The sequence below is a fragment of the Treponema sp. OMZ 790 genome, from assembly GCF_024181285.1.
GTDB lineage: Bacteria > Spirochaetota > Spirochaetia > Treponematales > Treponemataceae > Treponema_B.
Map to the genome: position 1 here is coordinate 2,729,712 of NZ_CP051201.1, position 24,501 is coordinate 2,754,212.

The following is a 24,501-nucleotide window of genomic DNA, read 5'->3' on the forward strand; positions in this document are numbered from 1 at the left end:
AAGTCAATAAAAATGAGGAAAATAAATAGAATTTATGTCTTGCCGTATATTTTAGAATTCCGTATATTGTAACCAATCGGGAAAAATGATTTTTTCTAAATCTAAATTATAAGGAGATGATTATGGCAGTATTGGATATTACAAGTGCTAACTTTGATGAGACCCTAAAGACTACCAAGCCCGTTTTAGTCGATTTTTGGGCTCCTTGGTGACCGGCATGTGTGCAGCTCAGTCCTGAGCTGGAGGCAGCCGAAGCGGAACTCGGCGATAAGGCTGTAATAACACAGTCTAACGTGGATAATGCACGCGAATTAGCAGTAAAATTTAAGTTTATGTCAATTCCTACCCTCGTCGTTTTAAAAGACGGAAAAGAGGTAGACAGGTACACAGGCTATATGCCTAAAAAAGACCTTGTAAACTTTGTTTCAAAGCATATCTAAAAGAAAAGGCGGGAGCTTTTAAAGCGTCCCGCCTTTTTTGTTTTTAAATGTAATCGGCCTTGTGGAGTATATCCCTTGCCTTGGGTAAGTCTTCTTCGCTTACCATAATTACGGGGCCAGTACAACCCATTCCCGTCTCGGCATAGATTCCTTCCTTCCAAAGAGCCTTGCAAGCGTCTTCGATTTCGATAACATCGATTCCGGGGATACCGGCATCAACCGTTTTCTTGGGCGGAGCCTTTACCTCTTCGGCAGCGGCTGCTGCAACGGGCTTTGCTCCGGGCATGTCTTCCAAGAGTTCATCCAAGCCTGCTTTTTTAGCGGCCTTGAGTTCTTCTGCATAAATGCCGTGAACATTGTTCTTTGCACAGTCTGCAACGAATTTTAAGGCGTTTGCGATTGCAGGAGCTCCGGATGCTCTCGAAATAATTCCGACAACATCATCATAGCCTGAACCGATACAGGGTCCGTAACCGAAGCCTGAACCTTCATAGCTTCCTCCGGTTACAAAGGAAGAAAATAGCTTAATGAGCAGGTTTCCTGTAAGGGTATCGCAAACCATTACATCGGGAGTTCCCTGCAAGAGATCGTTTCCTCTCATGCGGACACCTCCGTCTGCACGGTTTGATTCGGTGTAGCTTACCTTGTAACCCCTTTCCTTCATCTTGTTTAAGGCCTTTTCTATAACGGCGATGCCGTCAATGTTCAAAAGACCTACTGTGGGCTCGGCTATTCCTGAAGCCTTAGCAACGGCAATACCGCCGATAGCGTTTAAAAGCATGGCCTTGTAGCGGTTTGCATCGGTTGTTCCCGTAGTGGTAGCAAGAATCATCTCGCGTCCCTTTCCGGGGGTTACGACCTTTCCTACTGTGCTTACGCCCAAGGGGAAGTTATAGTGCATGGTTACACAGGCCTTAATTGTTCCTTCTTTAAAAAGGCGTTCCATTTCTTTATGAGCATCTTCGAGAGTTGCTGCAGGGAAATGCTTTAAGCCCTTTACTTCAGGGCCTCCGATAAGGATTACATCCAAATCGGGGTTCCTTTTTGCGGCAAGCTCTGCGGCATAAACAAGCTCTGCTTCGCCGTGTTCGCTTCCCGGAATGGTTAAACCGACGGGGAATCGGCCGGCAAATGAGCCGCCTTCAAGCCCTTCGGCAAGTCCTAAAAATAAATCAGCAATTTGTTTTTTATCTGCCATATTCTTATCTCCTTAGTTTTGGGATTTGAGAATATTTTCGGCTACGTTTCTCATTGCTTCGGCAACAATCTTCTTTATTCCGGCTGTGTCCTGACCTGCAGAAGCGGAGCCTTTTCCGTCATTGGCTTCAATCAAGAAGCTCAAGCCGTCAAAGAGGTTTGTAAGACGGCCGAGGAACAAACTTCCCTTTCCGATTATCATTGTATTTTTGAGTTTTCCTGCCATCATATCGCGGCGAGCATGTCCGATGAAGGGAACGCCTGAGGGGATGTGTCCCTGAGTGGGAGCAAAACCTACAACTCCGTGTTTTTTTACGAATTCGGCGATTTGAGCTTTTTCAAGCTGGCCTTTCATAACGCTTAAGGCTGCAATCATCTTTACGTTTGCTTCGGGTACGTTACCTGCACCTGCGGGAGCGGTAATTTCGTGGTTTTGAAGCTCTGCCGAGTATTTTTCGATGTCGGTCATCTTTAAGCCGGCTGCATTGAGGGGATCGTAGACCAATACGCTCATAACGGCCTGAGGAGCGGAACCGGAAGAAATTACGTGCTTTCCTACAACTTCGGTATTGATAACGGGGTTTACTCCGTCGTCTGCACTGAGCATAACGGCAAAGCCTCCGATCATATCTTCAAAGAGAGGTAGGTCTTTTTTTACATGGTCTTTTCCGTTCATACCGAGCTTGGGTACAGAACCTCCCGAAACGACCAATACGTTTTTAAAGATACCTGCTGCTACAAGGGCGGCTCCGTGGATTATTGCGTGAACGGGAGCTGCACAGAAGCCTCGAACGTCCGAACCAGTTGCGTTTACACAGCCTGATTTTTCTCCGACTGCCTTTGCAATGTTTCCGCCTCCTCTCTGGTTAATATCGCCTGCGGCTTCTTCCGAACATTCGATGATGTATTCGACATCTTTCATATCGATGCCTTCGAGTTTTCCCATGTGCCATGCGGAAAGAATACCGGAAGCCTTTGTGGCGAGGTTTTCGAGCATGGTGTGGGCACTCAAGTTTTCGTCTGTGTCGTGAGCCTGCTTTACACAACCGATGAGCTTTCCCTGTTCGTAGAGGCCTTCAGCCGTGTGAGCGTCTACCATTTTTTGGATTTCTGCAATGTCGTGGCCTTCTCCGAGCTTAATATCCTGAGTTTTCATAATAGGATGATTTTCGATGAGTTTTGCAGCTTCGGCTGTGAATTCCTTTGAGAAATAAACGAGTTCAAAAACGTCGGCATGTTTCATCAAGATGTAGAACTCGGCCTGAGTCATAATTTCGCCGAATTTACCCTTTTTTTCGGCCTTTTTTGCGTCCTTGTACCAAGGTTCGGGGATTTTTTCCAAATCTTCGGGAGCCATGTTTCCGATATAAACTTGGTTAGGCGGATAGTTTACTGCCTCTTCAAAGCTTCGTAAGTGAGAGGGGATTGCCTTTAAATATTCATCCTCAGGGTTTGCAAGCCTTGTGCCTGTTTGAGTTGAACCGTTGTGAAAGAGAAGATCGGGAGCATGAACTAGGATGTAGCTTGCTCCTTTTATAGCGACTTTTGCCATAATGCCTCCAAAAAATTTATATAAAATTTAAAATGATTTGCCAATTAATAACGATGGCTTTTTTATTCTATATTAAATTCGTTTATTATTCAAGTATCCGTTAAATTGCCAAAGCTTCTGTTGTTAGTTGTTAAAGATTTCGCCGCAAGGTTAAGGATTAATCTTTCATAATTTTCGGCTGGCATTTTTATATTTTTTGTGGTATAATCCCACACTGATTTTTTTAAAAAAGCTTTTCGGGAGAATTTTTATGTCAATTTTTCAAGCTATTATTTTGGGAGCCGTTCAAGGCTTTGCTGAGTTTTTACCTGTTTCAAGTTCGGGGCACTTGGCTGTTGTAGAATATTTTTTTAAACAAGAAGATCTGCCCATCCTTTTTGACATACTTTTGCATGTTGCTACCCTTGCAGCTGTCTGCACGGTTTTTGCAAAAAAAATTGCCGGGCTTTTTTGTGTTTTAGGCAGATTTATAATAAGAAAATCCAAACCGGAAGATAAAGAAGATTTAAACATAATAGCCGCAATCATAATCGCTACGGCAATTACGGGAGTAATAGGCCTGCTCTTAAGGGACTGGGTGAAGGTCATAGATATCCGTTTTATACCCATATTTTTTATAGTTACCGGACTTCTTTTAATAGCCTCATCTAAAATAAAATGCGGCAAATCTTCAAAAAAGATAGGTCTAATCACAGCCATTGTTACGGGATTTGCTCAAGGAATCGGAGTTATACCCGGTATTTCTCGTTCAGGAAGTACTATTTCGGCTTCTCTTTTTGCAGGCCTTGATCGTGAAAAAGCCGGAGAATTTTCGTTTTTATTGTCCATACCGGCGATTCTTGCCGCATTTATACTTGAAGTTAAATCTGCCGATAATCTGTTTGCAGGTATAAGCCCCATAGCTTTAATTGCCGGAATGATAAGTGCCTTCATTGTAGGTTATTTTTCTCTTCGGTTTTTGCTTACACTTATAAAAAAAGGAAAGCTCATGTACTTTGCTTTCTATTTAATTCCTCTCGGAATAGGACTTAGCGTCTATTTTTGGGGTTTTGCCGGATAATTTTACACAGTCGGAGTTGAAATTTGATAGAAGAATCAAAATTTAGAATTATATCTATTTTATTGGGAATACTTATTTTTATATGCTCAATATACATAGCCCTTGCTGTTCTTTTGCCTATTTTCGGCTTTAAAGGATACATCTTTCCGTTTGAAAAAATAGGAACAATTCTCTTTTCCACATATAGATTTTCTTCTTTGCTTATACCAATTATTCTTCTTTATTCTTCAATTTTGTTGATGATTCCGGGCTGGTCACTGCATTCAAAATTTTTATTGTCATTTATGCCGGTTTATTTTTTGACCTGCGTTTTGGGAGAGCATTTGATTTATTTTTTGCTTCCTAAGATTATAAATGAAACAGTACAAGAGTTTACCAAGATTACCATAACCCTCTCAACAGCTCTTTTACTTGTAATAGAAGTTTTTCTTACTCTTATGTTAACCGAAAGGTTGAATAAAAAAGCATATCTTCCGCCTCAAGAAGAAGAAATTGAAGATATTATAGGCGACAGTTATCCTTCACCGGAAACAGCTGCGGTTTTCGGTGAAAGAAGTGAGGCAGACAAAACGGGTTTTTGGTTAAAATCAAATACAACTAAATTTGCACCCGACACAAATAGGCAGAGGTTATCGAGCGCCATGCTTACACGTAATCAATTTATAAAGCCGCAGTTCGACAGCACTGCCGAAGAAGTTAAAGAAGAAGCACCTCCTCTTGAAAATGTAGATGCAGATATAAAGATAGACATAGGAGATTCTCCTTCTTCTGAGGCAAAAAAAAGTATAATAGATTCTCTTGTCGTTATAGAAGACATAAGTATTGAACAGGATTTGGAAGAACTCGGCTCCATAGATGAGGGCGAAAAAGATTTATCGAACTCAAACACTCAAGAACTTCCCGAACCTAAAATTGAGGAGCCCGATTACTTTGAAGAAGATAACGATATTTCCGAGGCAGAAGAAGATGATGACGATGACGATGAAGATGATTTACAGCCGGAAGAAACCGAGGATGAAGACGCAGATATTCTCTTTTCGGATGAATTAAGCGACGATATAGAAATCAGTGCTGCTCAGCCGCTTAAACCTAAGGCTGATACAAGAGATAAAAAGAAGGGATATCATATTCCTTATGACTTATTAACAAAGTATCCCGGAAATGAATATTGGATTGTCGATGATTCGACTCGAAAAGCCGCAGTAGCTTTAAAAAATACCTTTGAAGAATTTAATATAAGTATAGAAATTACAGGTATCAGAAAAGGGCCCGTAGTTACCATGTTTGAGGTATTACCCCCTCCGGGAATCAAGCTGGGTAAAATTACGGCTCTTCAAGACAATATCGCTTTGCGGCTTGCAGCTCAAAGTGTGCGTATTGTTGCTCCTATTCCGGGAAAACAAGCCGTAGGTATTGAGGTGCCTAATGAATCGAGAGCTATCGTCGGTTTTAGGGAACTAATCGAAACGCAAATTCCCGAAACCGAAAAAATGGGAATACCCATTGTGCTGGGAAAAGACGTAACGGGAGAACCTCAAACTTTGGATCTTTGTCAGACTCCTCACCTTTTGATAGCCGGTGCTACCGGATCGGGTAAATCCGTTTGTGTTAACTCTATTATTCTTTCAATACTTTATAATAAAAGCCCCGAAGAAGTAAAGCTCCTCTTGGTTGACCCAAAAATTGTAGAGCTTAAACTTTACAACGGCATCGGTCACTTATTGACACCCGTTATTACGGAGCCTAAAAAAGCTTTACAGGGTTTACAGTACTGTATATGCGAAATGGAAAGGCGATATGCAATGCTTGATTCTATGAGTGTTCGGGATATTAAAAGCTATAATAAAAAGATAAAGCGCGAAAAGATTGCAGCTGAACCTCTGCCCTACATCGTAATAATAATTGACGAATTTGCGGATCTTATGGCAACTACGGGCAAGGAGCTTGAAGCTACCGTTTCAAGGCTTTGTGCTATGAGCCGTGCCGTAGGTATTCACTTGGTACTTGCAACCCAAAGGCCTTCGACCAACGTAATTACCGGTTTAATCAAGGCGAACATTCCCAGCAGAATAGCCTTTATGGTTGCCTCGCGTGTTGACAGCCAAATTATTCTTGATAATATCGGGGCCGAAAAACTTTTAGGAAAAGGAGACATGCTCTATGTAAGTACGACTAAACCCTTCCCGGCCCGAATCCAAGGTACCTTTGTTTCGGATGATGAGGTTGAACAAGTTGTTGAATGTGTAAAGACCTTCGGCGAACCCGATTACATAGATGACGAAATATTTGTAGATGATGAAGAATATTCGCAAGGCTCACTTTTTGGAGAAGAAAGCGATCCTCTTTATGATGAAGCTTTGGAAATTGTTTTGGCGGAAGGAAAGGCTTCGGCTTCTTATATTCAAAGACGGCTCAAAATAGGTTATAACCGTGCTGCCCGCATTGTGGAAGAAATGGAAGAGCGCGGAGTGGTAGGTCCTGCAAACGGCTCAAAACCAAGGGAAGTAATTACACATTCTTAAAAAATAACTATGTGAGGTAAAATTTATGATTTGTAACGCTTTATTTTCAGATTTTTATGAATTGACAATGGCTCAAGGTTTTTGGAAAAAAGGAAATAACAGTAAAACCGTTTTTGAAATGTTTTTTAGATCAAATCCTTTTAAGGGAGGTTATTCTGTCTTTGCAGGATTGGAACCTCTTTTAGAAACTATTAAAAATTTTCATTTTGAAAAGAGCGATATCTACTGGCTTAAATCCCTCGGAATATTCGAAAAAGATTTTTTAGAATTTATTGCAGGTTTTAAATTTTCAGGTAATATTTGGGCAATGAAGGAAGGAAGTGTAGTTTTTCCCAATGAACCTTTAATCCGTATTGAAGCTGATGCAGTTGAAGCTTTGCTTTTGGAAGGCTTGATACTGAACATGATAAATTTTCAAACTCTTATTGCTACCAAAACAGCTAGAATTTGGCAGGCTTCAAAAAAAGGAGCCATCATGGAATTCGGTCTTCGACGGGCCCAAGGCAATGACGGTGCTATGAGTGCAACAAGAGCTGCCTACATAGGAGGAGCTTTCGGTACGAGTAATTCTCTGGCTGCCAAAGAACTCGGCATTCCGGCTCTCGGTACGATGGCTCATTCATGGATAATGTCCTTTAAAAATGAAGAAGATGCTTTTCAGTCTTATGCCGACATTTATCCGGATAATTCCATATTCTTAATAGATACTTATGACACCCTCCGCTCAGGTATTGTAAATGCAATTAAGGTCGGAAAACGTCTACAAGAAAAAGGGAAAAACTTCGGAGTCCGCCTTGATTCGGGAGATATTTATTATTTGAGTAAGGATGTAAGAAAACGCCTTGATGAAGCCGGCTGCCCTAATGCAAAAATTTCGGTTTCAAATGAACTTACGGAAGAAATCGTAGAATCCCTTGTTCAAAACAATGCGCCCATAGATTCTTGGGGTGTCGGAACTCATATGGTTACAGGAGGAAATGAAGCTTCACTTACAGGTGTCTACAAAATGGCCGCCCGTAAAAACGCAGGAGAAGCTGAATGGACTCCGGTTATGAAGTTTTCGGATAATCCTGCAAAGATGACCAACCCTGCATGTAAACAGGTTTGGAGATTATACAACGCTGACGGATCCTTTAAGGCCGATGTTTTAACTCTTGAAGATGAGAAAATTGAAGAGGGCATAGAGCAAACTTTTTATCATCCTGCAAATGATTATCAGAATTTTACGTTTACACCTGCAAAAGTTGAAGCTCTTTTAGAAAAGCGCATCGAAAACGGAAAAGCTGTAGGTAAGATTCCAAGCCTTAAAGAAATCAAGGCCTATGCCGAAAAACAGCTTGATAGTTTGGATTATACCTCAAAGCGTCTTTTAAACCCGCATATATACAAGGTTTCTTTAAGCGAAAAAATGAGAAATTTGAAACAACAGCTTATAAAAAATAAGCCGGTTTTTCCCATACATTAATATTCTATTTTTTAGTAGCTGCCGTAAATAACGATTTTATTTTTTCCTTCTTTTTTTGCCTTATATAGAGCAGAATCTGCTTGACCGATTATTTCGGTTATGAGTTTTCCTTTTGAGAATTTACTCATACCGGCACTGAAGCTTATATTGGGGTTTTGTAATTTGAAAAAGCAGTTTTGATTAAAGAAATTTTTGCTTTCATTCATCAGTTTATCGGCGCAGCCTTCATCCGATTTTATTATTACCAGAAATTCTTCTCCGCCGTACCTAAATGCTGTAAATAAGTCTCCCGAATAGGAATTTAGGGTTTGTCCCAAAGTTCTTATAACTTCATCGCCGTATAGATGGCCGTAAGTATCATTGATTTTTTTAAAATCGTCTAAATCTATTATTACTATATATACATCGCCTTCATAATCTTGTATCCGATTGATATATGTTCTAAATGCAGCACGGGAGTACAATCCTGAAAGATCATCTACCATCATACCGTACCAATATTTTTCTTTTTCCTGTATGGCATTTAGTATTTTTGAAAGTTCTGCTTTATTATGGTTAAGGATATATTTTGCCGTAATATAGCATACAATAAGAATACACCCCAGTACCATAAAGTCTAGGATATACTGGCTTGTTATATTGTGATCGCCGTCATATTTTATGAAAAAAACGGCTAGTACTGTTCCGGTAAAAGAAAATAAGGATGTGATTCCTGTTAACATTTTGTCGTTATAAACCGTCGATAAAAATATCATAACCAAAAAACCGGCATAAATTGTAACAAAAGCTTGATGAACTACAATATAAAAGAAAGCTTGAAATAAAGAACTTAACATTACAAAATAATTTTTGGTTTTTGAATTACAGCATTTATTGTTAAATATTTTTGTTATAAGATACAGTGAAAAATTAACTGAAAATGGAATAAGTACATATTTAAAAAAATATTTATCGAAAGATAAACTCATTTCATTTTTATCAATAAAGTAGTAAGCAATTTCAAAACAACATGCAATGATAATGATGATAAGCTGGGTTCGTATATGAATTAGCCTGAATTGTACCTGCAGGGAATTTATTTCGTCATTCGCAATTTGGATATTATCGTTGAAAAAATTATATAGCTTATTTTTGCTTATAATATCTTTATTAGCACAGTCAGACTTGTTCATACTATTACTACTCCATAAAAAATATCTCTTATTGAGACAGTTATTGTATCATACTTTTAAGATAATTCACATTATAAGATAAAAGAACTGCAGAGAAAAAATTTTCTCTGCAGCATGGATGGTTATTCTTCTTTACTCAACATATAATAAAGGCTTTTTACTAAGGTACCTGTAGCTTTTTCTTTTAGGTAGCCGAAGTTTTCCGTAATGTAAGCTGTTCCTGCAATGTCAATATGAATCCACGGAATATCTTCTTTTGCAAGGAAGGAGCCGACAAAAAGTCCTGCCGTCATCATTCCTCCGGATTTTCCTCCGGTATTTTTTAAATCGGCTACTTTTGATTCGTTCATTTTTTTGTAGTACTCGATAGCGGGCATTCTCCAAACAATTTCACCGGCTCTTTCATTTGCCTTTACAAGTTCTGCAAAGAATTCGTCGTTGTTGGTAACTGCCCCGCTTACTTGTTCACCAAATGCTGCTACACAGGCTCCGGTAAGGGTTGCAAGGTCAATCAGCTTTGTTGCACCCAAATTATTGGTGGCATAATAAACGGCGTCTGCCAAAGTCAATCGGCCTTCTGCATCGGTGTTAATAATTTCGATAGTTTTGCCGCTCATTGAGCCGATAATGTCTCCGTTTCTGAAACCGTCACCTGAAATCATGTTTTCGCAAGAAGCAACTACAGCTACAACATTCACTTTTGCTTTTAGATCTGCCAATGCATGCATGGTACCGATAACCGTACCCGAACCGCCCATATCGGTAAACATTGTTACCATACTTGTTGCGGGTTTAATGGCATATCCGCCGCTGTCGTAGGTTAGGCCCTTACCGACAAGAGCAATTTTTTCTTTTGAGTCGGGATTATTATAATATTCCATAACAATGAGTTTAGGCTCTTTTGCACTTGCTCTTGCTACACTGAGGAATGCTTCCATTTTAAGAGCTTCAATTTCTTTTTTTCCGTGAATGGTAACTTTTACACCTTTTGCTTCCAGTTTTTCTTTGGCAATTTGCGCTAAGGTTTCAGGATAGATTACGTTCGGCGGCTCATTTACCAAGTCGCGGGTTAAGAACACGGCTTCCATAAGTTTGACGGCTTCGCCGATTCCTTTTTCTGCTCTGTCTTCCTTGCCTTTTTCAGGGTTGTAATTAACAGTAATTTCCATTAATTCTTTGCGGTCGCTTTTAAACTTGTCGTATTGGTAGGTTGCATGAAGCATGCCTTCTGCAATTGCTGAAGCTGTTTTATAAGTGCATAGATTATTGAGTTTAGGAATATTAAGCTCAACCTCTGTAACCTTGTTCTTTAAAAGTTCTGAAGAGGCCTTAAAAAAAGTTTTTCTTAAAACTTCCAAATCAATTTTTTCTTCTTTACCCAGTCCTATAAAAAGATGAGCTTTAAGATTTGAATCGAGGCTGTAGTAAACTTCTTCCGCCTTTCCCGAAAACAATTCTTTTTCTTTTAAGTGGGTAAGAAACTCGCCTTCGATTTTTTCTTCATAAACCAACTGTGCAGCAACACCGCCGTGTTTTGCAATGTTAAATTTCATAGTTCCTCCAAAATCTATTGTTTTAATGTTGTTTTTTACATCATACAATATACATATTTTAAAAACTTGCTACAAGATGTAGGGAGTAAAATAGTTTTCAAAATCGAATTATTTTAACTACTCTTATGTAAAGTGAAACGGCAGATAAAAATCCTACCGTTATATATGCACAAAGTACAATGCAGTTAAATAATTTTATGTGCAATGCCGAATGTAATATTATTGCTATGAGCGGAACCGCGTATAATATAACGGCAACAAAGCGCCCTATTTTATCGAAAAATAAAGGTCGATCGGTTTTTAGTTTTTTGTTAAACACATATGATGTCAAACAAAACTCCGTAAATTTTATTAGTATTATTATAATCATACCTGCCGGTAATAATCCTTGCGTATACAGGATATAACTTGCAGTGAAAATAAAGAAAAAATCCGTTCCGGCATCCAGAACAGCTCCTATTTTGCTTTCCGAATTATAATAGCGGGCAAGTTTTCCGTCAAAGAAATCAGTTAACGCTATTACGGAAAATAATATGCCGCAAAAGAAAACTCTGCGTTCTTCATAAAACAATACGATATCGAATATGATGGAAAGAGGCAGTCTTAATAAGGTTAAGCTATTTATTAAAATCTTTTTCATGCGTTGTAGATAAAACGGTATTTTCGGAGACTATACCTTTTACAAAGTATAGAGTAAGAAGCCTGATTACTTCGCTGCAGCCTTCAAAATCTGAATCCGTTATATGGCAATCAATATAGTATAAAAACTCATATACTCTCTTTAATTGAGACGCCAATCGATTTTTGATTTTTAATTCTTTCATTTTTTTATTGAGTACATCAGTTAAAAATTGATGAAACTGATTGTCTTTTTTTCCTTGCTCGGAAAGATAATAAGCGTGTAAAAGTTTTGAGATTTTGGGATTACTCCATTCCGCCATTATCTTATTTCCGAATAAGTGTTTTGAAGTTACAGAAAATAAGGATTCAACAACTATTTCGATCGGCATCTGCCAATCGACTTGCTCCATAACCAATTGCCGAATTCTTGTATTTTCACATTTATATACTTCTAAAAATATATCTTCTTTGGAAACATAATGTTTGTAAAAAGAACCCGTTGCAACATTTATCGCTTTTGTAATATCCGAAATATTTGTTCCCTTGTATCCTTTTTTTGCAAAAATATCATGTGCGCTAATCAAAAGCTCTTCTTTTTTATCCATTTCGTCCTCGTTATGAATGAATATTTTTTAATATTCATTCATAACACAAGGTTTTATTTTTGTCAAGACGAAATAAGTTAAAATTGATTATTTTTTTGCAATTATTTTAACTTCAGTCCTTGCAAGTATGCCATTTTTATTTCTCCGGCTCCGACAAATTCATTGTACTTAGGGTCGATAGTGTTTTTATCCGTATCCGATAAGCTCTTGTATAAATTCATATATTGCTTTTTATGAGGGCTTTGATTAATTCTGGTTTGCAATACCTGTTGTGCCAAGTCTTTATATCCGAATGCAAGAAAATAAGATAACGAAATATGTAATCCGTGTTTGCCGCTCTGTTGTATAATTTCTTCAGGTGAGCCGTAAAATACTTCAAATATCGGAAGAACCGTATCCGTAATGGCTTTTTGCAATTCCGAAACCGTAGGCGAATAATTTGGTTTTGCCAAATCCCATGTTTTATACTCGCTGCTTAAAATATAACAAAGCTGTTTGGTGTAAACTATTCCGCTGCAATACTCGTTTTTGTATGCCGTAATATCAAATTCTTTTACAGCTTTTGAATACACTCTGATATGGGGAATAATCTCTATGCTATTTTTGTCATTATAGTGTGAGGACTGAAAATAAATCTCTAAAGTAATATCCTTACTCGGCTTTTTGGAAACCGTTTGTCCCTTTTGCTTTGCTTTAAATCCCTGTAAAAGTAACGGCGCCGTTATTTCATTACAGCCCTTTAAAAATATATCTCTCGGTTTTTCGATCATAACTTACTCCTTATTTAATTCAATATATTCATTTGCCGCAGTCTCCATTTCCGAAATTCCCTTCAACATTTTTGTAGAATATTCTGCATTTTTCTTTTGTAAAAGCTTGGATAATACCGTCCGAAGCCCATAAAAGAGGGTGCTGAAAATTCTTTTCCGCAAATTCAATATCACTGCGATAAAATGTGTTCGGGTGTAATTTTTTCTCATCTTCAACTGTCATTCGGTACGGCCACGGGTGGTGATGACCGAAACTTCTTTTGCAAACACTGCAATTTCCATTATTCAAGACACCGTAAGAAACCTTGCCCTCATATTCAATGCGCACCGATTTTGAGCGCTCAACATCAAAGTGCATTGTATACAAAAAATTGCAAATATAGTATCCGCGCGATTTTTCAAACGGAATAAAATCAATTCCTTGCATATTGTATGTATGATATAATTCATAAAACCGCTGACTTGCAATGAATACACCATCTAAAGTACCAAAGAAAAATTTCTTTTTTCGTATTTTAACTATCTTTGCCGCTTGTAAAATTGCTTCATCACGGTTTAATACCATCTTGCATGCGTCACAATAGTCTATTTTTATTTTATCACCCAACTCTAAATACAGATTCCGCTCATCGCTGTCGCCATAGATATGGCAATACTTCATCATCTCACCTCCCATTTATAAATGTTTAGCGATGTTGTCATCGCCAAGCCAGCAGAGGTATTGCTCCTGCGGTATGACCAGTTCCATTATTTCTGAGTTCTCGACTAAAAAAGCCTTTAGATATAAATCCCCTTTTTCCCATTTCAAAAACTTCAATTCGTCATATACATCATAATCTCCGTCAAGACAGGAAATAATATCAACAAATTTCGGATTCTCACTCATCGGATTTTCAAAATCGAAGAGTTGAACACCATAAGGACAAGCCCAATAACAGCCCTCCACCGCAAGCACATTGTTTGCAGGGTGATAATGCACTTTCGTCCAAATAAATGTTTCCACTCCCTCAAAAGAACACTCCGGAAAAAACTGCATGATTTCTCCGCTTTCCATATCAAGTACACTGTATCCGTATAAATCCTGTCTGAAAATCAGATACTCTTTGCCGTTTTTATGTGAAATCAGTTGATAAAATACGGAAGAATCGTTAAAGCAATGCCATTTTGTGTAAAGAACATCACCGGCATAAAGAAAACATTCGGCACCTCGATAATGATACTCTCCAATGCTCCCGGAGTAATGATGAACGTGAATCTTGTAATCCTTTCGATTTCCTTTGATTACTATCTCTTTCGTATCTGTCCTGTTTTCATCACAAAATAACGGCATCAGTTCTTGCATATGTAATCTGTATTTATCTGTATTAACTGCGTTTGACATATTATTCTCCCCATTTTTCCATATATGCTTCAACACTTTTTTGCAAATCATCAAGGTAATTAGAATACTCACTCGGTAAATCTTTGATTACGCTCATGTCATTACTGTCAAAATGATAAATGATATGCTTTAATATCTGTATTTGAATAAAAAATAATTTTTTGCAAGCTTCTTTATCAACTGTTTTTTGAGCTCGAATATATTCACATAAATCGTTTAGTGCTTCTATATTAAATCTATTTTCTTCGTGCAGATAATACATAAAGCTTTTATTCTCCGAATAATAATTTTTCTCAATTACATTCTTCATCGCTAACCCTCAATCCGTGGTGACTTTAACACCCCAGAATCCACACATCCAGTTCTCGGTATTCAGGGGATATATCTCATTCGCTTCGTTTAGCAAAAGGTGTATTTTTTCTTTTCGTTTATTTTTCGCAGTTTCGGTTTTTAAACTATCTATTCCTTCAATTAGTCTTTGTGCTTCTCCCTTTAATTTATGCCACTTGCTCCAGTCATTATCCGACATTTTTTCAGACTTTTCTTTTAAGACATCTAAGTGCAAAAATTTTTCTGCCAGTTTATTAACATCTTCAGGTTCTCCGAATAGTGCCGGTTCAAAATAAATATCGCCGGGAAAATTCGTTTCCAAAAATAATTTCAGTTTTTCACTTACATATATTTCCTGAGCTTTTAATGAATGTGTTATAAAAATATCTTTTGTTGACAGTGTTGATTTTACTAATTTTTCTTGTGCATCTTTTTCATCATAATATGAGTACCCGTCTTTTTCGGGAATTAAAGCATATAAGTTTCCCAACCCTTGCGATAAAACTTCATTGTGTTTTTTGTTTGTAATATATTCTTCAGCATCCATATCTGCCGATGGATATATCTCAGGTTCATCTTTTGATAAATCCCAATCCTGCCAGTTTAATTTGACAATTTTATCTTTGCATACTTTTACAAAATTGAAATGTAAAAAGTTTTTCTCTATCAGTTTTTTTACCTGTTCTTTTACTATGATAACGGGATATTCTCTGTCATATTGACTTCTATAAAGCGGCGGACAAAAAGGTGCTGTCCGTAAAATGCAGTGTTCTTGTTTCTTTTTATTGAAGTAATAGATTCCCTGCCATAATATTTCTCCGTAATCACCCCACGGCATTTTTTTATTTTGTAATATATAAATCATTGTTTTCCTTCTGCCGTCTTTTCATCGAAATCATCCATTAATTTTTGATAATATTTCTCTAATTGTTTTACATTCCGTGCCCGCTTTAAAGAATCGGCATCATTTTTATCGGTGTAAATCAACCATTTATCATACAACTCATCTAAAATTTTATGTCCTGTTTCGGTTAAGTCGAGATTCGTATATGAGAATTTGATAATCCTGCCTTCGATATCCACAGGATTTACTTTGAGCAACTTTTTTTCATAGGCAAAACGGAGAAAAGTAAGGTGCTCGTCATACAAACTATGAATTATTTCAGGATATCCTCTGTAACTTTGAAATAAAAATTCGATATCGATTACGACTTCTTTGAGAAAATATAATTCATGATACACATACTCTATGATCTTGATAAGCCGATCCTTGTCTTCCAGATCTCCAACCTCAATAAATTGATAATATCGCCAGTCGAATAAATTTACTATTTTAAAATCCCGGAGTACATTTTCAGGTTTTTTAAAAGTCGGAGCATAAAGAACATAAAACTTTTCCTGATACAAAACCCCGACTCGCTTTCCCGACACAAGTACGATATATTCGCCGAAAAGAGATTCCAGCGAAAAGTTGTTTATCCCTTTGCATTGCTTTTCCATGTACTTAGCAAATTTTTTTGTTGTCATTTATTATCTCCTATAAAGTAATCAATCGAGCATACTTTGCAGCTCCCTTTAAATAGGTTTAATTCTGCTGCAAGCAATTTATATTTATCCGTAATAACCCGACAGCATTTTTTTATTTTGTAATATATAAATCATTGTTTTTCTCCTGAAGTTTTTTCGATTCATTTTTATCCGTGCCAAGCATAATACATTCCTTGAGAAGCGGCACGATTAATATTTTTACTGTTCATCCAAGTATAAGTTTTTTTTATTTCTATCAATGTGAACACTCCTCAAATTAATTATATTTTCATTATTCTGCAATCAACGCTGAAAAATAATTATCCGCCATTATGCTTATTCATAAATGCACCCCGCATTTTGTAAATTGCGTTTGAGTTCTTGTTTTATCCAGCCTGTTTTTTCATTTTCCAATAGGCTCTTTATTTTTTCCGTATAGCGGTAAAATTTCAATTTGTTCAGTTCCGAAACGGCAAAACCATAAAGGTCATTATCATCCAAAAGAATTCCCAATACATTCGCAATAGACGGTATATCCGAAAAATAATGCAATAACATTACAAAACTCTCCCTGCCCTTGCGGTACTTCTTCGTTTGAACTATCGTTAAAATTTCTTGTAAAAGCAAATCGCTTCTCTTATCTTTTTTCATCTTAGCAATTTCCGGCCGTATTTTTGCTCCAACCATCCATATTTCCGTTTCAAAAACCATTCTCTCCGGCATATCTTTAAACAAAGTTTTTTCTTTATAATTCTTTTTTTCAAAAAGGTTTTCACAATAATTTAAAATATAGCCTTTCTTATTAAGGGCGGTAACAAGATCAAATGTGTTTGAAGACATAATCTTTTTCTCCTCCTCATTCAAAATTAATTATATCACATTTTCCCCTTTTTGTTAGTCAGTCAAACGGAAAAATAATTTTGAATACTTATAAAAAACCGGCAGATGTGATATAATTGGAAAAACGATAAAAATGAGTAACTCGATTTGAATGGCAATTTAGATTATAAAGGAAATTTACAATCAATGGAGAAAAAATAAGATGAGTAAATTGAATCACGAGTTTTTCGGTGTTCTTGATACCGCAAAAGATTTGGCCGGCGGATTAGAAAATGCTTTTAGTGATGGGATAGGAGTGCTTTGGGAAAAGGAATACAATGGAAGCATTGTAACACTTTGGTATGATAATGCCTACGAATTGAAAATAAATACTTTAGATGCTTTTGCAAAGCTTCTAAAAAACTTGGAAGAGTATAAGAAAACTGCAAGGCTTGCTTTAAAAGAGTATTTAAAAAAAGATGATGAATATATCACTTTTCATAAAGAAGAATTAGAATCGGATGTGCCTGCTGATGTTTCCGAGTTTGTGGAAAAAATGCAGATAAAATCCATTGCACTATGGGCCGGTGAAGATTTTATCGCTGTAGACTTTATGATTGATCCGGAGGAAAGTGATGAAATTCTCTGTGTAAAATTTAATCGCAGCTTAGAAGTGGAAAGTATAGATTGGGAAAGTTAGGAAAATGAGAATAGAATAATGGTTAGCAATCAAGGTGTATACATCCCTAAAATTTAGGGAAGTACTAAAAACTTTTGCTTTTAAGGCTGCCCTTTAGTTTTTAAGGAAATATAAAGCAATGAATTTATCAATTTAATTTGGGGGATATGATACGGTAATATTGGATTTAAATCCGTTAAAAAACCTTATGAATTTAAAACATCTGCATTTAGATTTTAACGGAGAGCTTAAAAATACAGCTGTGTTATGCGAAATGGAGCAGCTTGTTACTTTGAAAATTAACTCTTATAAAGTAGATTATTTTAGCCCTTTGGAAAACCTTCCCAAACATTTAGAAGAACATGAATTGAATTTTTAAGGGGGAAGAGAATGAATGATAAGACAAAGAGTAATGGCGGTGCTGATTTATATCAAATGCATACATGGACGTACACATTTGATACCGAGTTTAATAAAGATTTTTAACCTTTATTGAACATAGCAATGGTTTTAACCAATCGATCTCCTGCCGATGTTCCGGTTTACCAAAACTCAACAAATTAAAAATGTACAAGAGTCTATATTGTTAATCACATCTTAAACTTCTTCACTTCATTTGCCAGATTTTCAATGCTTGCTTTATTCTTTTGAGTAATTTCGTTTACTTCCGTTACGGCGTTGCTTATCTGCACCGCTCCCGAAGCCATTTCGTTCATGCTGCCTGTGATGAGGTGTGTCAGTTCGTCGAGTTTGCGCATTTCTTCGGCTATTTCTTCGCCTCCTTTGAGCATTTCCGCCGAGCCTGCCTGCACTTCGGATGTAACCGTGTTGATGTCGCGGATAGCCGTTAAAACTTCGCGGCTGCCGTTTTCCTGTTCCCGCATGGCATTTATCAGGTTTTGGCTCATTGTTTTTACCTGATCGGATAGACTGAAAATCATGTTGAATTTTTCTTCTGCCGTTTTTGCGGAAGCCGAGAGGCTTTCAATTTCCGCACCCAATACTTTAAGCGTCGCGGTGATGGTTTTTCCCTGCGTACTGGATTCTTCTGCGAGTTTGCGGATTTCATCGGCAACGACGGCAAAACCTTTTCCCGCTTCTCCGGCATGGGCGGCTTCGATTGCGGCGTTCATTGCCAAAAGGTTGGTTTGGCTTGCAATGTGCTGAATTACGTTTGACGCTTCCAAAAGCCCGCCCGATTCTTCTGCAATTTGTTGGGTTACGGTGTTTGCACCCGTTACCGTTTCCTTTCCGTCGGCGGTTGCATCCGCAAGGGTTTTAATCACTTCGTTGGTTTTATCGAGGGTTTGAGTGATGGAAGCGATATTGCTTACCATTTGTTCAACGGCGGAAGAAGACTCGGCAACGCTTGCCGCTTGATTTTCTATACTGCCGTTTAATTGGCGTATGGTGCGGATAATTTCTTCCACTGTGGCTGCGGTTTCGGTTACGCTTGCCGCCTGTGTCATTGCCTGTTGTTTTACCCCGTCGATATTGGTGCTTATTTGGTGCACGGCGCTTGCGGTTTCAGTCATGTTGCTTGCAAGCTCGGTACCGATGTTTGTCATTTCGCCGGTGTTTTCGCCGACCGCTTTGATGGACAAGGCGATTTTTTCGATTGTTTGGTTAAAATACCGCGAAAGTGCGGTAATTTCGTCATTGCCTTTTATAGGAAGTCTGACCGTTAAATCGCCCTTTCTGCCGACGATATTCTTTAATGCTTCAACTGCATTGCGGATAGGCTGAACTATTTTGTAAGACATAAAATAGACTGCAATAAGTGAAAGCAGCAGCATGATACCGCCTGACAAGGCAATATCTTTTAAAAGGGTATAAAACATTTGCAGTATTTCGTTATGCTCAACAAATACCGCTATGTGCCAGTCGATGTCCTTTAGCGGATATGTTTGTACAACCCACTTTTTCCCGTCCATAGAAACCGTTTTCACTTCTCCCGCACCGATATTTTGTAAATGTTTGATTGCGGATATTGATGAATCTTTTAAGTTTGTAAAGTTCAGATTTTTATGATTGGGGTCGGCTAAAATGATACCGTCGCTTTGCGTAAGCATTACGTAGCCGGTATTGCCTATCCGTATGTTACTGATAAATTCCGTGAGGTTTGTAAGGTCAACGTCTATACCGAAGCAGCCTAAAAGCTCGTTATCGTCCGAATGCACGGTATGGGCAAAGGTTATACACGGTACGCCTGAAGTTGACATATATGCGGAACTGACAACGGCTGTAGACGGTTTTTCTACAGCTTGCTTATACCATGCTCTGCTGCGCGGGTCATAACCGCCTCTTTGTGAGCTGCGTAAAAGCGCATGACCGCCCCATTTTGTACCTAAAAAGATATTGATAAATTCGGGATAGACGCTTTCCATTTCTTTAAAAAAGATTCGTATGTCTTTTTCGGATGCGCTTTTTTCAAAGTTTTTTTCAAAAATTTCGCCTGTTTCATTTATATAGCTGTGAAAACTGCTATCCGCTTTTTTTGAAGCAGGATGCCGGGCGCATAATTTTACCGTTTTTTTGCTGTTTTCTATAAAAAGAGAAATATTTCCGTCTATGCCGGAAAATTGCTGCTGTGTAAGATTGATAAACTGTTGTATGCTCATCTTATAAATGCGCAATCCCATAACAGTGCAAATCAATAAGAGCAGCAAGGTGATCATTACGGTCATGGTTGTAATGCACCTTCCCATAATCGAAATACCTTTACCGTTTTTTATATTTGTGTTCATATTTGACCTCCTGTATTTTCAAAAGCCGTTTACCTAAAACCTTGCTTAAAATTATAATTTATCTTGTGTTAAGGAGGTGTGTTGAATTGAAATTGACTATAATAAAATAGGAGACAGTATAAAAAAGTATGAAGTATACTTTCAAAGCATATATTGATTATCCTTAATTTCGGGGATAATATACATGTTTTCTTTTTTCATGTCAAGTACTCTCCTCGTTTTTCTGTTTTTAGATAATTTTTATTATACCGATAGTATACCATAAAAAATTCTTTATGTTAAGAGTGCCAACTATCTTGTCACAATAACCCCTGTACACATTATATCATATTTCCCCTGCTTTGTGAGTTAGTTAAATTAAAAAATAACCTATGTATTTAATAAATCAAAAAGCTGTAATTGTATTTTTTTTATCCTTTGAAAAAAGTCCGCTTATGGCAGTAATTATATTTTCGCCAGCATTTTAAAAGCGATATAAAGTTTTGCTAAATCATGATTGGCATTACGAAGCCCTTCAACTTCATAACCGCTTTCCCCCAATACATCACCTGCTTCTAAAAAATTATACAGCTCCATTTGATTGAAATCACAAACTGCCTGTACTCCGGCAAGTTCCATTTCTACGGCAATACAGCCTTCGCTTCTTCTCTTATTTACAAGTCCTACAGTTTCTCTAATCATTGAGTCTGTTGTCCAAACTTTTCCCTGCACATAAGGGATATTTAATTCTTCAAATAGCGCTGCTACCTTATTGCTGTTTTTAATTTTAATATAGGTAGTGGGAGCGGCATAATAATAAGAGCAGCCTTCTCCCCTGTAACTCTCGGTCGGAATAATATACTTGCCTACGGTTATTTCTTTATTCAAACTTCCGCAAGAACCGAACATAATAAATTTAGTTGCTCCTGTTGTCCAGTTTGCCTCAAAACATTCGCCAGCAGCTATCGCGGAACCGATGGAGGATAAATAAAAAGCAATATCTTCTCCGTTTAAATTCATTTTATATATAGGCGTACTACCATTACAAGCCGTTAAACAGGCTACCTCACAACATTCAAAGGTTTCGAGTAGATGGTCATAAATTTTTTTGGATAAAATAATCAAACATTTTTCTAATAAATTCTTTTTCTCTCCATAAAAATCTTTTAAACTGATAATCGGTTTTGTTTCGATGTCATAACATGATGTAATCATTTTTTCTCTTAAAATTACACATTTAACAAATCATTTTTTAATTGAAATAATAAATATGAGTTTCAGCATTTTTATTTGTAGCTAGTATATCATTTTCGTAAGAATCACGCAATCTTCTGTACATAGTTTTTGCGTAAATACGCATTTTTTATTTATGTGTAGTTCTTATAACCGAAAGAGGCTTTTCAAAACTTTCACCGGTATATTACACTTATGATAAAATATTGATATAATAAGCTGATCAGATAAATCAAAAATTATAGAGGTCTATATGATTAGTATTCAAGAAATTCCCATAGATGAAATACAAGATTTCTGGAGCCGGCATATTAGCTATTTGATTGATGACGGCATAATTACAGATAAAGAAGACATTGAATATTTTACCGGTAATGAGTACAGAGGCGTTCTGGAAGCTCATATGATACGCGATACCGATAAACAGCACATGGTTTACTTTATTCGAAATAAAAAACAGATAGGAGCCGCATCTTACTGCACTTATCAGACTGAAGATGGAAAATGCTTTATTTTGGATTATTGGATTTTTCCTGAATATAGAGGAAATGGAACAGGGCATCTTTGTTTTAAAGCCTTAGAACAATACACTAAAAGCGGCGGAGCAAAGTATTATGAGCTGAATAGCAGTAAAGAAAATTCCATACGCTTTTGGAAATCGCTTGGGTTTATTGAAAACGGCAAAGATGAATGGGATATGCTCTTACTGATAAAACGATAACACCAGATCAAAATAATACAGGTCAAAGTCAAAAATATAGCACAAAATTAGATAATGAGAGGGAGAATATATTTTATACTACAAGGGTAAAAGTGATGAATATAAAACGAATAGATAGATACGATGACAAAAGATTTTCAAAGACTGTACTGTTACAGCATGGTGCTTATGAGATTAACGGCGAACCGTACGAAGTTGAGATTATAGATTCGGAATGTGCGGTTATTCGGGGAAAAGTTTCCGGTAAGTATTCATTCTTAGCAGAAGAATTCCGTTTTCATGCGCCCCACATTTTTAAATTTATAAAATCAGATGGAACAATGATTTTTGAGTTCTCTCCGCCGGAAAAATTTAACCTGCCGTTAAATTTAATTCAACCTTCACAGTTTTACGTGAGCAGCAAAAAACTTCAGGCTATCCGCTCTTTTATTAAAAAAGCGGAAGATATTGTCATTCCGGTAATCCGGATAAAAGATCGCTATGTTTCACTGGACGGTCATACACGTTTATATCTGGCACATGAAAAAAAATGGAAAACAGTTCGTGCAGTAATCTCCGAAACGGATGAATGGATTTGGCAATTTATCGAAGAGGCAGAAAAAAGAGATATTTACTGTCCGTCCGATTTGCAGTTGGTATCTCAAGAAGAATACGAAATATGTTGGAATGCTTTCTGCGATAAAATATTCGGTAGAAAATCATAAATTACAATTTACTAATATGTTTTAATATTGTTTTTAATGGATTGAACGGTGTCTTCCACACAATTTCTTTTTCTTCATCATCTACAATATAGTTTATTTCATTCCTTTACATTGCTTTTCCATGTACTTGGCAAATTTTTTTGTTGTCATTTATTACCTTATTTATGTTAAGTTCGGATACAAACCGAATATATGTTAATATTATACGCATACAATGGGTGAAAAACATTTTACACTGCAATGTTTTTCCCAAGTAAATTGTTAATGCATTCTTCCATATATGCCTGATTGTGTTCTTTGTAAATGGGATGTGTTTTTTTTATTTTTTTTAAATCCGCATACGGAATACATTTTTTACCGCGATAATTTTTGTCCAACCATTCTTCAGAAACCTTATACCCTCTTTTATGCATTTCGTTCATGACAAGTTGATGGTACTGAAAGAGTTTATACGGTGAGTATAAAAATACATAATTCACTACCGAGTGCTTTTTACCCCAGCCGTTTCCGCGTAATGCACAGCACTCTCTGTGCTGCCCGAGAAGCTGCTGAGCCGGAAGTTTTGCTATAAGGTCTTCATGCCATAACCGCATTGTTTTCCTCCGTTTTATTCGTGCGGAGGGTTTAATACCCGCCGTTTCTCGGCTACGCTCTGCGTCGTAACAAAGGGTATTAAAGCCGACTGCAGCCACCTTATGAGAACATACAATGCGAAACATTGAGCATTGTACCCCGATGCTCTGCGTCGGGGTTGTTGATTATTTTTTGATTGTGTCTTATGTATGTTCCCTTTGCAATTATTTAATTATGTATTAGTTTGCTAAAATGAAATTTATTAATCGGACAATATTTTTTTTAACATCACATATTCATTCGTTCTATACTCTTCCTTAAAACCGCAGCTAATAAATAGTCTTATCGCAGGATTGTCAATTGCAATATCATCAAATATTTCTTTTACTCCGTTGCATTTTGCATTTTCACATAATAGCATTAATGCAGTTCTTCCATATCCCTTTTTACGCTGAGGTGCATATATAATAACATTGGCAATGTATATTCTTCTTTTATCATCAAAGTGATAAGCGGCTTCACCTACGAATTCATTATCATTTTTTATATATCTGTAAAAATATTTGTCATCATTATTTGCAATCCATTTATTATACCATTGTTCCCATTTATGACAGGGAAATGGAACGGTTCCGCCCCATGAATGATTATATGCCATAGTTTTTTCATCATTCATGATTTTTTCCCTAAACCATAAGTCTTCAATTGCGGGAGTATATAGTTTTACAGTCATTTCTGCCTCAAGTTTTATTTTAGCCGGCTCGTTATCTGTAAGCCGATAAAATATTCCTAACCTTGCCATACAGCACCTCTGTTTTATTCGATTATATTATAGCGATTTATTATAAACT

24 protein-coding genes are annotated in these 24,501 nt (G+C 37.1%); 7 read left to right on the plus strand and 17 right to left on the minus strand.

All coding sequences use genetic code 11. The annotated features are described in order from the left end of the window. The first annotated feature begins 116 nt into the window (after positions 1 to 116). The gene (gene trxA / locus E4O01_RS12940) at positions 117 to 440 is read left to right on the plus strand and encodes a thioredoxin (protein WP_253692586.1); all 324 of its coding nucleotides are present in this window, start codon (positions 117 to 119) and stop codon (positions 438 to 440) included. A 43-nt stretch (positions 441 to 483) separates the two neighbouring features. Here trxA and grdD read toward each other — a convergent pair whose 3' ends face one another. Together grdD and grdC are read right to left on the minus strand one after the other, a co-directional pair. After that, a complete protein-coding gene (gene grdD / locus E4O01_RS12945) occupies positions 484 to 1,638 on the minus strand; it encodes a glycine/sarcosine/betaine reductase complex component C subunit alpha (RefSeq protein WP_253686139.1) in 1,155 nt (384 codons plus the stop codon). Between the two features lie 12 nt (positions 1,639 to 1,650). Beyond that, on the minus strand, positions 1,651 to 3,189 hold the full coding sequence (grdC, locus tag E4O01_RS12950; RefSeq protein WP_253692587.1) for a glycine/sarcosine/betaine reductase complex component C subunit beta: 1,539 nt from the start codon (positions 3,187 to 3,189) through the stop codon (positions 1,651 to 1,653). Between the two features lie 250 nt (positions 3,190 to 3,439). Here grdC and E4O01_RS12955 point away from each other — a divergent pair, with 250 nt between their 5' ends. Genes E4O01_RS12955 through E4O01_RS12965 form a run of 3 tightly spaced genes read left to right on the plus strand, consistent with a single transcriptional unit; the run spans position 3,440 to position 8,236 of the window. Next, on the plus strand, positions 3,440 to 4,249 hold the full coding sequence (locus tag E4O01_RS12955; RefSeq protein ID WP_253692588.1) for an undecaprenyl-diphosphate phosphatase: 810 nt from the start codon (positions 3,440 to 3,442) through the stop codon (positions 4,247 to 4,249). Positions 4,250 to 4,272: 23 nt separating this feature from the next. Beyond that, positions 4,273 to 6,771: a DNA translocase FtsK gene (locus E4O01_RS12960; protein ID WP_253692589.1), complete on the plus strand. Its 2,499-nt coding sequence runs from the start codon at positions 4,273 to 4,275 to the stop codon at positions 6,769 to 6,771. A 25-nt stretch (positions 6,772 to 6,796) separates the two neighbouring features. Next, positions 6,797 to 8,236, plus strand: coding sequence for a nicotinate phosphoribosyltransferase (locus tag E4O01_RS12965; RefSeq protein ID WP_253692590.1), 1,440 nt, complete (start codon positions 6,797 to 6,799; stop codon positions 8,234 to 8,236). An 11-nt stretch (positions 8,237 to 8,247) separates the two neighbouring features. On the opposite strand, the gene E4O01_RS12970 is transcribed toward E4O01_RS12965, so the two are convergent. The 11 genes from E4O01_RS12970 to E4O01_RS13020 all read right to left on the minus strand — a co-directional run bounded on the left by E4O01_RS12970 (position 8,248) and on the right by E4O01_RS13020 (position 17,035). Further along, positions 8,248 to 9,408 carry a GGDEF domain-containing protein gene (locus E4O01_RS12970; RefSeq protein ID WP_253692591.1) on the minus strand — a complete coding sequence of 387 codons (1,161 nt, stop codon included), beginning with the start codon at positions 9,406 to 9,408 and terminating at the stop codon, positions 8,248 to 8,250. A 122-nt stretch (positions 9,409 to 9,530) separates the two neighbouring features. Next, a complete protein-coding gene (locus E4O01_RS12975; RefSeq protein ID WP_253692592.1) occupies positions 9,531 to 10,961 on the minus strand; it encodes a cysteinylglycinase in 1,431 nt (476 codons plus the stop codon). Positions 10,962 to 11,058: 97 nt separating this feature from the next. Beyond that, the gene (locus E4O01_RS12980) at positions 11,059 to 11,601 is read right to left on the minus strand and encodes a CDP-alcohol phosphatidyltransferase family protein (RefSeq protein WP_253692593.1); all 543 of its coding nucleotides are present in this window, start codon (positions 11,599 to 11,601) and stop codon (positions 11,059 to 11,061) included. After that, positions 11,579 to 12,187, minus strand: coding sequence for a TetR/AcrR family transcriptional regulator (locus E4O01_RS12985; RefSeq protein WP_253692594.1), 609 nt, complete (start codon positions 12,185 to 12,187; stop codon positions 11,579 to 11,581). The genes E4O01_RS12980 and E4O01_RS12985 overlap by 23 nt, the downstream gene beginning before the upstream one ends. Positions 12,188 to 12,288: 101 nt before the next feature. After that, positions 12,289 to 12,957, minus strand: a complete 669-nt coding sequence (locus tag E4O01_RS12990; RefSeq protein ID WP_253692595.1) for a DUF4304 domain-containing protein — start codon at positions 12,955 to 12,957, stop codon at positions 12,289 to 12,291. Between the two features lie 28 nt (positions 12,958 to 12,985). Continuing rightward, positions 12,986 to 13,621, minus strand: a complete 636-nt coding sequence (locus E4O01_RS12995; RefSeq protein WP_253692596.1) for a hypothetical protein — start codon at positions 13,619 to 13,621, stop codon at positions 12,986 to 12,988. Positions 13,622 to 13,633: 12 nt separating this feature from the next. Then, positions 13,634 to 14,338: a hypothetical protein gene (locus tag E4O01_RS13000; protein WP_253692597.1), complete on the minus strand. Its 705-nt coding sequence runs from the start codon at positions 14,336 to 14,338 to the stop codon at positions 13,634 to 13,636. 1 nt (position 14,339) lies between these two features. Further along, positions 14,340 to 14,648 carry a hypothetical protein gene (locus E4O01_RS13005; RefSeq protein WP_253692598.1) on the minus strand — a complete coding sequence of 103 codons (309 nt, stop codon included), beginning with the start codon at positions 14,646 to 14,648 and terminating at the stop codon, positions 14,340 to 14,342. A 9-nt stretch (positions 14,649 to 14,657) separates the two neighbouring features. Then, positions 14,658 to 15,533: a hypothetical protein gene (locus E4O01_RS13010; protein WP_253692599.1), complete on the minus strand. Its 876-nt coding sequence runs from the start codon at positions 15,531 to 15,533 to the stop codon at positions 14,658 to 14,660. Continuing rightward, a complete protein-coding gene (locus E4O01_RS13015) occupies positions 15,530 to 16,195 on the minus strand; it encodes a hypothetical protein (RefSeq protein ID WP_253692600.1) in 666 nt (221 codons plus the stop codon). The genes E4O01_RS13010 and E4O01_RS13015 overlap by 4 nt, the downstream gene beginning before the upstream one ends. A 336-nt stretch (positions 16,196 to 16,531) precedes the next feature. Next, positions 16,532 to 17,035, minus strand: a complete 504-nt coding sequence (locus E4O01_RS13020; RefSeq protein WP_253692601.1) for a hypothetical protein — start codon at positions 17,033 to 17,035, stop codon at positions 16,532 to 16,534. 202 nt (positions 17,036 to 17,237) lie between these two features. On the opposite strand from E4O01_RS13020, the gene E4O01_RS13025 reads away from it, so the two are divergent. Beyond that, entirely contained in the window at positions 17,238 to 17,714 is a 477-nt protein-coding gene (locus tag E4O01_RS13025) for a DUF2004 domain-containing protein (RefSeq protein ID WP_253692602.1), read from the plus strand. Positions 17,715 to 18,283: 569 nt separating this feature from the next. Here E4O01_RS13025 and E4O01_RS13030 read toward each other — a convergent pair. After that, positions 18,284 to 20,440, minus strand: coding sequence for a methyl-accepting chemotaxis protein (locus E4O01_RS13030; protein ID WP_253692603.1), 2,157 nt, complete (start codon positions 20,438 to 20,440; stop codon positions 18,284 to 18,286). Positions 20,441 to 20,884: 444 nt separating this feature from the next. Further along, entirely contained in the window at positions 20,885 to 21,634 is a 750-nt protein-coding gene (locus tag E4O01_RS13035) for a nucleoside phosphorylase (RefSeq protein ID WP_253692604.1), read from the minus strand. A 271-nt stretch (positions 21,635 to 21,905) separates the two neighbouring features. On the opposite strand from E4O01_RS13035, the gene E4O01_RS13040 reads away from it, so the two are divergent. Together E4O01_RS13040 and E4O01_RS13045 are read left to right on the plus strand one after the other, a co-directional pair. Next, complete coding sequence (locus E4O01_RS13040) at positions 21,906 to 22,373, plus strand: GNAT family N-acetyltransferase (RefSeq protein ID WP_253692605.1); 468 nt, start codon at positions 21,906 to 21,908, stop codon at positions 22,371 to 22,373. Between the two features lie 95 nt (positions 22,374 to 22,468). After that, a complete protein-coding gene (locus E4O01_RS13045) occupies positions 22,469 to 23,077 on the plus strand; it encodes a hypothetical protein (protein WP_253692606.1) in 609 nt (202 codons plus the stop codon). Between the two features lie 230 nt (positions 23,078 to 23,307). On the opposite strand, the gene E4O01_RS13050 is transcribed toward E4O01_RS13045, so the two are convergent. Both E4O01_RS13050 and E4O01_RS13055 read right to left on the minus strand, forming a co-directional pair. After that, complete coding sequence (locus E4O01_RS13050; protein WP_253692607.1) at positions 23,308 to 23,670, minus strand: TIGR02328 family protein; 363 nt, start codon at positions 23,668 to 23,670, stop codon at positions 23,308 to 23,310. Positions 23,671 to 23,912: 242 nt separating this feature from the next. Further along, positions 23,913 to 24,452, minus strand: coding sequence for a GNAT family N-acetyltransferase (locus tag E4O01_RS13055; protein WP_253692608.1), 540 nt, complete (start codon positions 24,450 to 24,452; stop codon positions 23,913 to 23,915). Between the last annotated feature and the right edge of the window lie 49 nt (positions 24,453 to 24,501).